Origin of the sequence: Streptomyces sp. NPDC006372 (genome assembly GCF_040612515.1) — a bacterium.
GTDB lineage: Bacteria > Actinomycetota > Actinomycetes > Streptomycetales > Streptomycetaceae > Streptomyces.
Genome location: NZ_JBEXQJ010000050.1, coordinates 1 through 12053 on the forward strand (window position 1 = coordinate 1; position 12053 = coordinate 12053).

Annotated in this window: 13 protein-coding genes; 7 read left to right on the forward strand and 6 right to left on the reverse strand. The window is 71.3% G+C overall.

Features of this window, described 5'->3' with window-relative positions:
- Positions 1–1016: maltotransferase domain-containing protein (locus ABZ016_RS39465; protein WP_356921581.1), on the reverse strand; the 1016-nt coding region annotated here is incomplete at its 3' end.
- 73 nt (positions 1017–1089) lie between these two features.
- Positions 1090–1389 carry a DUF5133 domain-containing protein gene (locus tag ABZ016_RS39470; protein ID WP_356921582.1) on the reverse strand — a complete coding sequence of 100 codons (300 nt, stop codon included), beginning with the start codon at positions 1387–1389 and terminating at the stop codon, positions 1090–1092.
- Positions 1390–1750: 361 nt separating this feature from the next.
- On the opposite strand from ABZ016_RS39470, the gene ABZ016_RS39475 reads away from it, so the two are divergent.
- Positions 1751–2263: a pep a2 gene (locus ABZ016_RS39475; RefSeq protein ID WP_356921583.1), complete on the forward strand. Its 513-nt coding sequence runs from the start codon at positions 1751–1753 to the stop codon at positions 2261–2263.
- Positions 2260–4419 carry a glycogen debranching protein GlgX gene (glgX, locus tag ABZ016_RS39480; protein WP_356921584.1) on the forward strand — a complete coding sequence of 720 codons (2160 nt, stop codon included), beginning with the start codon at positions 2260–2262 and terminating at the stop codon, positions 4417–4419. The genes ABZ016_RS39475 and glgX overlap by 4 nt, the downstream gene beginning before the upstream one ends.
- A 40-nt stretch (positions 4420–4459) precedes the next feature.
- Here glgX and ABZ016_RS39485 read toward each other — a convergent pair whose 3' ends face one another.
- A complete protein-coding gene (locus ABZ016_RS39485) occupies positions 4460–5263 on the reverse strand; it encodes a VOC family protein (protein ID WP_356921585.1) in 804 nt (267 codons plus the stop codon).
- A gap of 250 nt (positions 5264–5513) precedes the next feature.
- On the opposite strand from ABZ016_RS39485, the gene ABZ016_RS39490 reads away from it, so the two are divergent.
- Entirely contained in the window at positions 5514–5834 is a 321-nt protein-coding gene (locus tag ABZ016_RS39490; RefSeq protein WP_356921586.1) for an ANTAR domain-containing protein, read from the forward strand.
- A 33-nt stretch (positions 5835–5867) separates the two neighbouring features.
- On the opposite strand, the gene ABZ016_RS39495 is transcribed toward ABZ016_RS39490, so the two are convergent.
- Positions 5868–6659 (reverse strand): RNA polymerase sigma factor SigF, encoded by a 792-nt coding sequence (locus tag ABZ016_RS39495; protein ID WP_356921587.1) that lies wholly within the window; start codon positions 6657–6659, stop codon positions 5868–5870.
- A gap of 302 nt (positions 6660–6961) precedes the next feature.
- Here ABZ016_RS39495 and ABZ016_RS39500 point away from each other — a divergent pair, with 302 nt between their 5' ends.
- From ABZ016_RS39500 to ABZ016_RS39515, 4 genes are all read left to right on the forward strand, one after another.
- Positions 6962–7417, forward strand: a complete 456-nt coding sequence (locus tag ABZ016_RS39500) for a MarR family transcriptional regulator (protein WP_356921588.1) — start codon at positions 6962–6964, stop codon at positions 7415–7417.
- A 284-nt stretch (positions 7418–7701) separates the two neighbouring features.
- On the forward strand, positions 7702–8541 hold the full coding sequence (locus tag ABZ016_RS39505; RefSeq protein WP_356921626.1) for an ATP-binding cassette domain-containing protein: 840 nt from the start codon (positions 7702–7704) through the stop codon (positions 8539–8541).
- A complete protein-coding gene (locus tag ABZ016_RS39510; protein WP_356921589.1) occupies positions 8501–9361 on the forward strand; it encodes an ABC transporter permease in 861 nt (286 codons plus the stop codon). The genes ABZ016_RS39505 and ABZ016_RS39510 overlap by 41 nt, the downstream gene beginning before the upstream one ends.
- 192 nt (positions 9362–9553) lie before the next feature.
- On the forward strand, positions 9554–10075 hold the full coding sequence (locus ABZ016_RS39515) for a hypothetical protein (protein WP_356921590.1): 522 nt from the start codon (positions 9554–9556) through the stop codon (positions 10073–10075).
- A 24-nt stretch (positions 10076–10099) separates the two neighbouring features.
- Here the strand turns inward: ABZ016_RS39515 and hemC are convergent, their stop codons facing one another.
- Complete coding sequence (hemC, locus tag ABZ016_RS39520) at positions 10100–11035, reverse strand: hydroxymethylbilane synthase (RefSeq protein WP_356921591.1); 936 nt, start codon at positions 11033–11035, stop codon at positions 10100–10102.
- Between the two features lie 146 nt (positions 11036–11181).
- Positions 11182–11955, reverse strand: a complete 774-nt coding sequence (locus ABZ016_RS39525) for an NPP1 family protein (protein WP_356921592.1) — start codon at positions 11953–11955, stop codon at positions 11182–11184.
- Positions 11956–12053 lie beyond the last annotated feature (98 nt).

The window sequence follows — 12053 nt, forward strand, 5'->3', positions numbered from 1 at the left end:
GCATAGGCGATGGTGCCGTCGGGGCGGTGGTGGAACCACTCGGGGTGTTTGTGCACCCAGGGGTGGTCCGGGGAGCACTGCAGGGCGAAGTCCAGCGCGATCTCCAGGCCCAGGTCGCGGGCCTGGTCCACGAACCAGGTGAAGTCCTCCAGGGTGCCCAGGTCGGGGTGGACGGCGTCGTGGCCGCCCTCGGGTGAGCCGATCGCCCAGGGCACGCCGACGTCGTCGGGGCCGGGGGAGAGGGTGTTGTTCTTGCCCTTGCGGAAGGTGGTGCCGATGGGGTGGATCGGTGGCAGGTAGACCACGTCGAACCCCATCGCGGCGATCGCCGGCAGTCTGCGGGCGGCGGTGCGGAAGGTGCCGTGGGGCCGGGCGGCCGTGCCCTCGGAGCGGGGGAAGAACTCGTACCAGGAGCCGTACAGGGCCCGTTCCCGCTCGACCAGCAGCGGCAGCGGCTCGGAGGTGGTGACCAGGTCCCGCAGCGGATGCCGGGCCAGGACCGCGTCCACCTCCGGCGCCAACGCCGCCGCCAACCGCGCCGAGGGGGGCAGCGAGTCGTCGCGCAGCGTCTTCGCCACACCGAGCAGCACAGCGCGACCGTCCTCCTTCGGCACCCCGGCCGCCGCCCGCTCGTGGAGTTCGGCGCCCTCTTCCAGGACCAGACCCGGGTCGATGCCCGCCGGCACCTTGATGCCCGCCGTGCGGCGCCAGGTGGTGACCGGATCGCTCCACGCCTCCACCCGGTACGACCAGCGGCCGACGGCGTCCGCCATGACCTCCGCGCCCCACCGGTCCGTTCCCGGGGCCAGCTCCCGCATCGGCGTCCACGGCCCAGGCCGGCCCTCGGGGTCCTTCAGGACGACGTTGGCGGCCACGGCGTCGTGCCCCTCCCGGAACACGGTGGCGGTGACCTCGAACGTCTCTCCCACGACCGCCTTGGCCGGCCGATTGCCGTTCTCCACGGCCGGGCGCACATCCCGTACCGGGACACGGCCGATGGCCCGGGTCCTGCTCATGGTCCTCACCTCCAGCGTGCTCGAAAGCCGGGCCCGCGGGCCCGGTCCAGGGACAAGACGTGCGGGAAGGGCGCTACCTTCCCGCCGGGGAGCGCCGCTCCACCGCCGGCGGTCTTCGCCCGACCGCGGCGGCCGGAAGGGGCCGTTCGCTCCGTTCCTCCAGACAGGTGACCTGAGCCGTGCGCAGGTACTGCTCGGCCGCGTCCGCCGCCTCCCTCGCGCACCGTTTCCCCATCAGCACGCAGAGCGTGTAACCGGAGTCCTCGAACGTGGCCCGGACCGTGCGGTCGTTCGGTGCCGCGAGCATCACGCGTTCCCAGGCCCGGTAACGCCGCAACTGCCGGGCGACTTCGGCTTTGGCGGGTAGCAGCATGGCGCCGATCACCTTTCGGGCTCGAGGGGGACGGTCTCCCGACGGTCGGACGGAGGCCGTGCGCAGCGGCACGGACCCGTAACGGCGATCGAGTTCTTCACACATGGTGCACGCGCGAAGACGCAGCGTCCTGTTGGATCTTCGGCTGGCAACCGCGCGGATGAGCCGTTCGGGGCATGCGCCGGTTTGCTCACTTGTGTGCGCTGCCGCCTCAGCTGTGCGCTCGTGTTGCACGAACGGGCTAGCACCCTCACGCTGAGGGTGACTCAGAAGCGATACACACTCACGTTCCGTGTTCGGGGCTCGTCCCGCAGACCGCGGGAGCGAGGAGGAGCTGAGCTTCGCGGTGAGGAGCCGACCGATGAAGACCGCAGTGCCCTGCTACTACCACCTCGACGTGGAAGTCAGCCCGGAACGGGTGGGACAGGTCAGCCGCATTCTGGCCGCTCACCTGAGGTTCTGGGACCTGGACAACCTCGTCCAGCCCGTCTGCGGCGGTGCCGAGATGCTGCTGAAGGCCATCGACGAGCACGCCACCGACAAGAACACGTCGATCGAGATGTGGTGGAACGGGCAGCATCTGATCACCGCCATCGGGGACAACGACCGCGCCCTGCGCCCGGACCAGGAGCTGCGAGGCTGCCTGGAGCACCTCGCGGCGATGAGCGACGGCTGGGGCTGCTGCGCCACCGAGACCGGCAGCAAGGTCATCTGGTTCTCGCAGCGCGCCCGCGCCGGCGAACGCGTCCCGCTGGTGCCGACCGCGCCCGCGCCGTATCTGAGCGAGGGCCTCGACGTGCCCCGCGAGGTACGGGTGGCCCAACTGGCCGGACCGGCCCACACCCCGGACGAGATCCTGGAGGAGGCCCGGTGACGCGCCGGCCGCAGACCCGGAAAGGGGTGTCCGCCTGGGGCGGGCGCCCCTACCCGCTGGGGGCCGACCACGACGGGGAGGGCACCAACTTCGCGCTCTTCAGCGAGGTCGCCGAACGCGTCGAGCTGGTCCTCGTCGACGACGACGGCACCCACACCGAGGTGCCGCTGACCGAGGTAGACGGCTTCGTGTGGCACGGTTACCTCCCCGGCGTCGGCCCGGGCCGGCGCTACGGCTACCGCGTGCACGGGCCGTGGGCCCCGGCCGGCGGCCACCGCTGCAACCCGGCGAAGCTGCTCCTCGACCCGTACGCCCGCGCCGTGGACGGGCAGATCGACAACCACGCCTCGCTCTACGAGCGCGATCCGCAGGGCCCCGACCCGGCCGACAGCGCCGGGCACACCATGCTCGGCGTGGTGACCGACCCCTCCTTCGACTGGGGCGACGACACCCGGCCCTGCAGGCCGTACGCCGACACGGTGATCTACGAGACGCACGTCAAGGGGCTGACGCGCACCCACCCCGAGGTGCCCGAAGAGCTCCGCGGCACCTACGCCGGGCTCGCACACCCCGCGGTCGTCGAGCACCTGACCTCGCTGGGCGTCACGGCGGTGGAACTGATGCCGGTCCACCAGTTCGTCCACGACGGCGTGCTGCGCGACCGCGGCCTGGCCAACTACTGGGGCTACAACACGATCGGTTTCTTCGCGCCGCACAACGGCTACGCCGCCCACGGCACACGGGGCGAGCAGGTCTCCGAGTTCAAGCAGATGGTCAGGACCCTGCACGCGGCCGGCCTCGAGGTGATTCTCGACGTGGTCTACAACCACACCGCCGAGGGAAACGAGAAGGGCCCCACCCTGTCCTTCCGGGGCATCGACAACTGCTCCTACTACCGCCTGGTCGACGGCGACTGGGGGCACTACTACGACACCACCGGCACCGGCAACAGCCTGCTCATGCGCCACCCCTACGTACTCCAGCTGATCATGGACTCGCTGCGGTACTGGGTCACCGAGATGCACGTCGACGGATTCCGCTTCGACCTCGCGGCCACCCTGGCCCGGCAGTTCCACGAGGTGGACCGGCTGTCGGCGTTCTTCGACCTCATCCAGCAGGACCCGGTGATCAGCCGCGTCAAGCTGATCGCCGAACCGTGGGACGTCGGCGAGGGCGGCTATCAGGTGGGCAACTTCCCGCCGCTGTGGTCGGAGTGGAACGGCATGTACCGCGACGCGGTGCGGGACTTCTGGCGCGGTGAGGACCACACGCTCGGCGAACTCGCCTCCCGGCTGACCGGCTCCTCCGATCTGTACGCGCACAGCAGGCGCCGGCCCCGCGCCAGCGTCAACTTCGTCACCGCGCACGACGGTTTCACCCTGCGCGACCTCGTCTCCTACAACGACAAGCACAACGAGGCCAACGGGGAGGACAACCAGGACGGCGAGAGCACCAACCGGTCCTGGAACTGCGGCGCCGAGGGCGCGACCCGTGACCCGGCCGTCCTGGAGCTGCGCGCCCGCCAGCAGCGCAACCTCCTCGCCACGCTGCTGCTCTCCCAGGGCATCCCGATGCTCTCCCACGGCGATGAACTCGGACGCACCCAGCGTGGCAACAACAACGCCTACTGCCAGGACAACGAGATCTCCTGGATCGACTGGCGGCTCACCGAGGAGCAGCGCGACCTGCTGGAGTTCACCCGGTACGTCATCCGGCTGCGCACCGGCCACCCCGTGCTGCGCCGGCGCCGCTTCTTCCTCGGGGAGACCCTGACCCGCGCCGACCAGCCGCTGCCCGACCTGGTGTGGCTTGCGCCGGACGCCCGTGAGATGACCGACGACGACTGGCAGCGCGGTGACGCGCACTCCGTGGGGGTCTTCCTCAACGGCGACGCCATCGCCGAACCCGACTCGTGCGGCCGCCCCGTCGTCGACGACTCGTTCCTGCTGCTGCTCAACAGTCACTGGGAGCCGGTCGACTTCCGCCTGCCGGACGCCGCCTACGGCGAACTCTGGTCGGCCCTGATCGACACGGCCGACCCGGAAGGCACCCCTGACGAGTCGGAGCACAAGGCGAGCACGGACCTGACCGTCGCCGCCCGCAGCCTGGTCCTGCTGTCCCGGCCGTCACGCGCGTCCCGCGGGAAGACCGGGTGAGGGGAGAGGCTCCGCAGGGCCCGAGGCGGGACCCGCCGCGTCAGCGACTTCTGCGCGCCGTCACCGTGAACTGCGCGCCGTCGTGGTCGCGCAGCACGGCCTCGTCACTGCCCTTGGACAGCACGCTGCCGCCGTGCAGTTCCGCGGCGCGGGCGCAGGCCTCGACGTCGTCGACGGTGAAGTGGACCTGCCAGTGCGGCCGGATCGCCGGATCGGGGGCCGACTCCAGGGCCCCCGACTCGATCCGCGCCACCACGTCGCCCCGGCTGCGCAGGACGACCTCCCCGCCCTCGTAGTGGACCTCGCAGCAGCCGGGGTGCTGTGACGCCCAGTCGAGGATCTCGCCGTAGAAGATGGCGGCGTCGAACGCGTCCCGCGTGTGCAGTCTGATGAAGGCGGGCTGCGCGTTGCGCCAGGTCTCCCAGTCGGTGAAGAGATCGCCCTCCCAGATCCCGAAGGTCGCCCCGTCCCGGTCCGCGAGCAGTGCCGCCCGCCCCGGCGGCAGGGAGATCGGCCCGACCGCGACCGTGCCCATGCGTTCCTGCACCCGCGCCACCGCGTCGTCCGCGCTCCGCACGGCGAAGTACGGCGTCCACGCCACGGCCATCTGCCACATGGTGGCCACCCCCGCGATGCTGGCCACCGGAGAGCCGTCCACCAGGGCGATCCGGAACCGGTCGCCGAGCTTGGCCGGCCGCCACTGCCAGCCCAGGACGGCTCCGTAGAACTCCTCCGTCGCCTGGACGTCCCGGCTGGTCAGGCTCACCCAGCAGGGCGCCCCGAACACGGAGTGTGATGAGACGACGTCCTTGGTGCCGGAGGGGGTGGGCATGTCGTGGTTCATGGGTCGCGTCCTGATCTCGTCGGCCTGGCAGCCACCGGAGGAATGACACCAGTGTCCAACCGGAACCCCCGTGGGCGCCTGCCGAGTACCCCGGCGACGGTGCCGAAACGGCGTGGTGAACCGGCCTGGACCGCCCCGGTGGCACCGGGCGGCCCGAGTGACGACGATGGAGGCGTCGGACACTGCGTCAAGGCACTCAAGCACCATGTGAGGCCACGCGGACAGCGGCGCACCGGACCCGGAGGTGACCATGCCCACGGACGGGGGCTCGGAGCGGATTTTCGAGTTGCAGGAAGAGGTCCAGCAGCTCAAGGAAGCGGTCGTCTCGCACGCCGTCGTCGACCAGGCGATCGGCATGGTCGTCGCACTCGGCCGTGTCTCGCCCGACCAGGGGTGGGCCGTGCTGAAGGACGTCTCCCAGCACACCAACATCAAGCTGCGCAATGTCGCGGAACTGATCCTCGTCTGGGGGCGCACGGGCGCGATGCCCCGGGAGGTACGGGCCGCTCTGGAGGACGCCCTCGACCGGGTGGGACCGACCCAGGTCCCCGGAACGCCGCCGGGGCGGTGATCCGCCCGGGCGGCGCCTGAGCCGGACCCGCCCTCACCGGGCCTCGGTGAGCAGCTCCTCCCGGAGGTGGGCGAAGCAGCTGCTGAGCAGCCGTGAGACGTGCATCTGCGAGATGCCGAGCTGCTCCGCTATGCGGCTCTGCGTCATGCCCTTGAAGAACCGCAGGTAGAGGATGATGCGCTCGCGCTCCGGCAGCGCCTCCAGACAGGGCTTGACGGCCACGCGGTTGACCACGGTGTCGAAGGCCGGGTCCGGGCCGCCGATCGCGTCCCCGAGGGCGTAGCCGTCGGTGCCGGGCATCTCCGCCTCCAGTGACAGCGCGGAGAAGCACTCCAGGGCCTCCGTGCCGGTCCGTACCTCGCCCTCGGTGAGATGCGCGTACGCGGCGATCTCGGCGACGGTGGGGGACCGGCCCGGAGTGGTCTGCGACAGCTCCTTGACGGCGTGCCGCACCCGGTTGCGCAGGTCCTGTACCCGGCGGGGGACGTGCAGCGTCCACATGTGGTCGCGGAAGTGACGCTTGATCTCACCGGTGACCGTCGGCACGGCGTACGCCTCGAAGGCGTTGCCCCGGGCCGGGTCGTAGTGGTCGACGGCCTTGACCAAGCCGAGGGCCGCCACCTGATACAGGTCCTCCAAGGCCTCGCCACGGCCCCGGAAGCGGACGGCGATCCGCTCGGCCATGGGGAGCCAGGCCTCGACCAGTTCGTCGCGCAGGGCCTTGCGCTCGGGCCCCTCGGGCAGCCGCGCGAGGCGTTCGAACGCGGCGGCGGTGTCGGGGGCGTCGTCGTGGGGGTGCGTTCTGGTGCTGCCGGCGATACGCATGGTGCGCACCTCCCTGAGCAGGTGCCGAATGGACGGACACCGTGGGAAGCGCGGGCTCGGACCTCAGAGGGGCCGGGGGCCCGGGCGGCTCCCACGGACGTGCCTCCAGTCCGAAGCACTTCATCGCCATTCCCGGGCGGGAAATTACGAAACAACTCCGACAATACGCCCATTCGTGGGCACGGGCCTGTGCAGGCGACCCCGGATCCGCTGCGGTCTCGCGTGCATCTCTTGACCCCTCTTGACTCTGCTTGACTCTGCCTTGGGCTGATTACCTCTGTCACAGAGCTAATCTCGGTCGTATGGAGCCGGAGACATTCCCCGAAGAGCTGGCCGACGCGCTGGTCGGGGTTCAGCGGCTGATCCGGCGGCGCCTGCGCCGGGACATGCCCGACCCCCCGCTGCGCGGCGCCGAGGTGGAGCTGCTCCGCCTGGTCGTGTCCCGGCCCGGCGTCGGCATCTCCGACGCGGCGAAGGACCTCGGTCTGGCGGCCAACTCGGTGTCCACCCTGGTCAATCAGCTGGCCCGGGCGGGCTACCTGCTCCGCGAGACCGACCCGGCCGACCGTCGGGCCGCCCGGCTGCTGCCCACGCCCGCCGCCCGGACCCGGCTCAGCGAGTGGCGCCGACGCCGCGCCGACCTCGTCCGGCGCCATGTCTCACGACTCGACGCGACGGACCGCGAGGCCCTCGACGCGGCGATCCCGGCCCTGCGCAAGCTGGCCGCCACCCTGCACGAGGAGGCCGAGGAGCAATGAAACGAGACATGAGCCGCCCCTGGGCCAACGGGAACCCCGACCGGCCCCGGGCCGACCGGGACGCCGGCCTGGCCAGCGGGGACCGTGAAGCCGAACGCTTCCGGGGCGACCGGGGCGCCGACCGGCCCCGGGCCGACCAGGGCGCTGGCCTGGCCAGGGGCGATGGTGAAGCCGAACGCTCCCGCGGCGATCGGGACGCCGAGCGGTTCCGGGTCGACGGGGACGCCAGCCGACCCCGGGCCGACCGGGACAGCGGCGGGCCACGAGCCGAGCAGGGTGCCGAACTGCCCCGGGCCGATGCCGTCGCCTGTACCGGGCTCGTCTACGCCTTCGGTGAGACCAACGCCGTGGACGGGCTCGATCTCACCGTCCGGCAAGGTGAGGTCTTCGGGCTGCTCGGCCCCAACGGTGCCGGCAAGACCACGGCCATCCGCTGCATCACCACCCTGCTTCCGGTGCCGGCCGGCATGGTCAGCGTCTTCGGCCACGACACCGCCGGGGACCGCATGGCCGTACGCCGCCTGCTGGGCTACGTACCGCAGCAGCTGTCCGCGGACGCCGGTCTCACCGGACGGGAGAACGTCGCCCTGTTCGCCCGGGTCTTCGACGTGCCCCGCCGCGAACGCGCCGAACGCGTCGACCAGGCCCTGGCCGCCGTCGATCTCGCCGACGCCGCCGGCCGGCTGGCCGCCACCTACTCCGGCGGCATGGTCCGCCGGCTCGAGCTCGCCCAGGCCCTGGTCAGCGCCCCGCGTCTGCTGATCCTCGACGAGCCCACCATCGGCCTCGACCCGATCGCCCGCACCGGCGTGTGGGAGCACATCGACGCCGTCCGCGCCGCCACCGGCATGACCGTGCTGGTGACCACCCACTACATGGACGAGGCCGACCAGTACTGCGACCGGGTCGCCCTGATGCACCGCGGCCGGATCCGGGCCCTCGGCACCCCCTCGGAGCTCAGGGAAGGGCTCGGCGCACGCCGCCGCGCCGCGGGCGCGGCCCCGGACACGCTGCCCACGCTGGAGGACGTCTTCCGCGACGTGGCAGGCAGCGGTCTCGACGACGAGGCAGGAGATTTCCGCGATGTCCGAAGCACCCGCCGCACCGCCGGCCGAGTCGGCTGACCCCGCCCGCGACCACGGCATCGGCCTGCTGCTCAGGCCCCCGCAGCCCCGCGCGGGCCTGCGGGTGCTGCCCGCCCGCGTCGGCGCGATGTGCGCGGTCGAACTCCAGAAGCTGCGCCACGACCGCGCCGAGCTCTACACCCGGGCGGTCCAGCCCGCGCTCTGGCTGCTGATCTTCGGTCAGACCTTCACGCACATCAGGGCGATCCCCACCGGCGGCATCCCCTACGTCGACTACCTGGCGCCCGGCATCATCGCCCAGTCCGCGATGTTCATCGCCATCTTCTACGGCATCCAGATCATCTGGGAACGGGACGCCGGCGTCCTGAACAAACTCCTCGTCACCCCGACCCCGCGCTCGGCCCTGATCACCGGCAAGGCCTTCGCGGCCGGCGTGAAGTCGCTCGTCCAGGCGGTGGTCGTCCTCCTCATCGCCGCGCTGCTCGGCGTGGCGCTCACCTGGAACCCGCTCAAGCTGCTCGCCGTCGCCGCGATCGTCGTCCTCGGCTCGGCCTTCTTCTCCTGCCTGTCGATGACCATCGCCGGCATCGTCCTCAGTCGCGACCGCCTCATGGGCATCGGCCAGGCGATCACCATGCCGCTGTTCTTCGGCTCCAACGCCCTGTACCCGGTGTCCGTGATGCCGGGCTGGCTCCAGGCCGTCAGCAAGGCCAACCCCCTCAGCTACGAAGTGGACGCCCTGCGGGGTCTCCTCCTCGGCACACCCCACCACTTGGCGTCCGACTTCGCGGTGCTGCTCGTGGCCGCCGCGCTCGGCGTCACCGCCGCCTCCGCCCTGCTGGGCCGTCTGGCCCGTTGATCTTCACCCGGGAAAGTGATGTGCGGCACGCCTCGGCAACCGCTTTCTCATCCTGTTTCCGGATAACTGCTGGGCACGGCTTGATCACCGATCAAAAGGGGTGAACTGCCTGGCCACAGCGCATTCTGCTCATTTGACAGTGCGCTGAGACCACAGATAGGAAGCAAGCTTCCAGAGGTCGAGAGGGGCACCGTGTACGAGCCGAACGTGGTCGGGGACTGGCAGGAGTACGACGAGCATGCCGGTCTGCGGGTCCGCGTCCACCGTCTGGAACCGGCCGAGCCACCCCGGGGCCGTGACGACGCCGCCGACGGGCTGACGTACTTCTGCCTCCGCGTGACGGTCGAGAACCGCGGCAGCCGGCACCTCGGTGTCCATCTCGAGGACGGCCAGATCGACGTGCGGATCGGCCCGGAGGGGGAGAGTGCCTTCCTCGACTGGCGCAACTCGCAGTTCATCGAGGGCTTCGACGTCTATCCGCTGCGCCGGGCCACCGCCGTCCTCTACGCGGCCGGCGCCGAGGCGTCGCTGGGGCTCGTGGACGTGCAGGTCCAACTGCGCGTCGAGGAGGAGTGGACCGACCGCCGACTGTGGTCGGGCGGCATCGGGGTGCACGAGGGGCCCGCCGGGGCCCAGCAGGGCGCGGTACGGGACAGCCTGGCGCACCAGGTCAGCGTCTTCCTCCAGGACCAGGCGGGCGAAGGCACCGCCTGATCCCGCGTCAGGGAGCCCCGCCGGTCAGTGCGGGATGCCGTCGATGATCTCGCGGGCGCCCTGCCGCAGCAGGGCCACGGCGACCGAGGTGCCGAGCGTGGCCGGGTCGAGCCGGCCCGCCCACTCGTGGGCGTTCAGCCGGGTCTTGCCGTCCGGGGTGAACACACAGGCCCGCAGCGACAGTTCACCACTGCGGTCCACGTGCGCGAACCCGGCGATCGGGCTGTTGCAGTGGCCCTGGAGGACGTGCAGGAACATGCGCTCGGCCGTCGTTTCCCGGTAGGTGTCCGGGTCACCGAGACCGCTCACCGCGTCGATCAGGTCCGCGTCGTCCTCGCGGCACTGGAGCGCCAGGACGCCCGCGCCGATGGGCGGCATCATCGTCTCGGTGGAGAGGATCTCGCTGATCACGTCCTGCCGCCCGATCCGCTCCAGGCCTGCGACCGCGAGCAGCAGGGCGTCGGCCTCTCCGGCAGCCAGCTTCGCCAGGCGCCGGTTGGCGTTGCCGCGGAAGGGCACGCACTCCAGGTGCGGATGGGTGGCGGCCAGTTGGGCGACCCGGCGCACCGAGGAGGTACCGATCCGTGTCCCGGCCGGCAGCTCGTCCAGGGTGAGGCCGTCCGGGTGGATCAGGGCGTCGCGGACGTCGTCCCGCTCCAGGAACGCGGCGAACACCGTGCCCGCCGGAAGCGGTCGGTCGGCGGGCACGTCCTTCACGCAGTGCACGGCGAGGTCGGCCTCGCCGGCCAGCAGCGCCGCGTCCACCTCCTTGGTGAACGCGCCCTTGCCCTCGACCTGCGACAGATCGCCCATCCACTTGTCGCCGGTGGTCTTCACCGGCACCACCTCGGTGCGCACTCCGGGGTGGGCGGCGGCCAGCTCGGTCCGGACGCGCTCCACCTGGGCGAGGGCCATGGGGGAGTCGCGGGAGACGATGCGGATCAGTTCGGGGACGGACATGCCGACACGATAGACCCTCCGGCGGGTGCCTTCGTGCCGTACCTCCCCGACCGCAGGTCCCGGACACCGGCGGAGCGGACGCCGTCAGGAAACCGGACCCGGCCGGGGGCTGGGCCCACCGACCGGGCCGGGCGGCCCGAGCGGGCTCAGGCGTACGGGTCGAACGCGATGCCGGAAGGCTTCGCCGAGGCCAGGTGGTTGGCGAAATTCGCGTCCTTCAGGCCGAAGTTGGCGCTGCCGAAGTCGTAGGACGCCAGCTTGTCGCGCACCCCGGCCGGGTAGCCGTTCCAGCCGACCAGCGGCGGGTACTGCCAGGTGCCCTTGTGGTTCTCCGGCGGCTCGTCGCCCGAGCCCGCCAGGCGGAAGCAGTGCGTGCTGACGCCGTCCTTGTGGTACACGATCTTCGGGTGCGTGCCGTCGAAGCGGACCTCGGACGCCGGGTGGACGGCGAACGATCCGTGGGCGGACGTCGACACGTACTTGACCTGGTTGTTCTGCACGAACACCGCGACGTGCTCGAAGTCGTGCCGGTGGCCGCCGATGCTGCTGCCGGCCACCGCCTGGTCCTTCTCGAAGTAGAGCGCGTACAGGACGGCGCACCAGCCGTTGTTGCACTTGTAGCGGGAGTAGCCGTTGGTGTTGTCGAGGTCCGAGGCGTCACGGCAGTCCCCGTTGAGGGCGCCGGTCGGGTTGAGACCGCCGTTGACCGTGCCGTCCGGGCCGATCGCCGGCGTGGAGTAGCAGCCGTCGGTGTCGTAGTCGTAGGCGGGCTGGAACGTCTGCTCCAGCGACTCCGCGTTGGCGGGCAGCGCCCGTGGCGGGGCGGCGAACGCGGTGGCGGGGAAGGCGAGGACGAGGGCGGCGGCACCGGCCAGTCCGGTGAGCCATCTCCTGCGGGGTGCGAACGGGCGTGACGACACTGCGTCCTCCTCTTGGGCGCAGCCCAACGGCTGTGGGGGAAAGGGAGGTTCAGCTTCCAGGCTGAACGCGTCCATGCCAAGAGGAAGGCGTGATCCCG

Coding starts and splice junctions, on each gene's coding strand:
- ABZ016_RS39470 (WP_356921582.1), bottom strand. CDS start 1,389: ATGCTGCTACCCGCCAAAGCCGAAGTCGCCCGGCAGTTGCGGCGTTAC.
- ABZ016_RS39475 (WP_356921583.1), top strand. CDS start 1,751: ATGAAGACCGCAGTGCCCTGCTACTACCACCTCGACGTGGAAGTCAGC.
- ABZ016_RS39485 (WP_356921585.1), bottom strand. CDS start 5,263: ATGAACCACGACATGCCCACCCCCTCCGGCACCAAGGACGTCGTCTCA.
- ABZ016_RS39510 (WP_356921589.1), top strand. CDS start 8,501: ATGTCCGAAGCACCCGCCGCACCGCCGGCCGAGTCGGCTGACCCCGCC.
- ABZ016_RS39500 (WP_356921588.1), top strand. CDS start 6,962: ATGGAGCCGGAGACATTCCCCGAAGAGCTGGCCGACGCGCTGGTCGGG.
- hemC (WP_356921591.1), bottom strand. CDS start 11,035: ATGTCCGTCCCCGAACTGATCCGCATCGTCTCCCGCGACTCCCCCATG.
- ABZ016_RS39495 (WP_356921587.1), bottom strand. CDS start 6,659: ATGCGTATCGCCGGCAGCACCAGAACGCACCCCCACGACGACGCCCCC.
- ABZ016_RS39490 (WP_356921586.1), top strand. CDS start 5,514: ATGCCCACGGACGGGGGCTCGGAGCGGATTTTCGAGTTGCAGGAAGAG.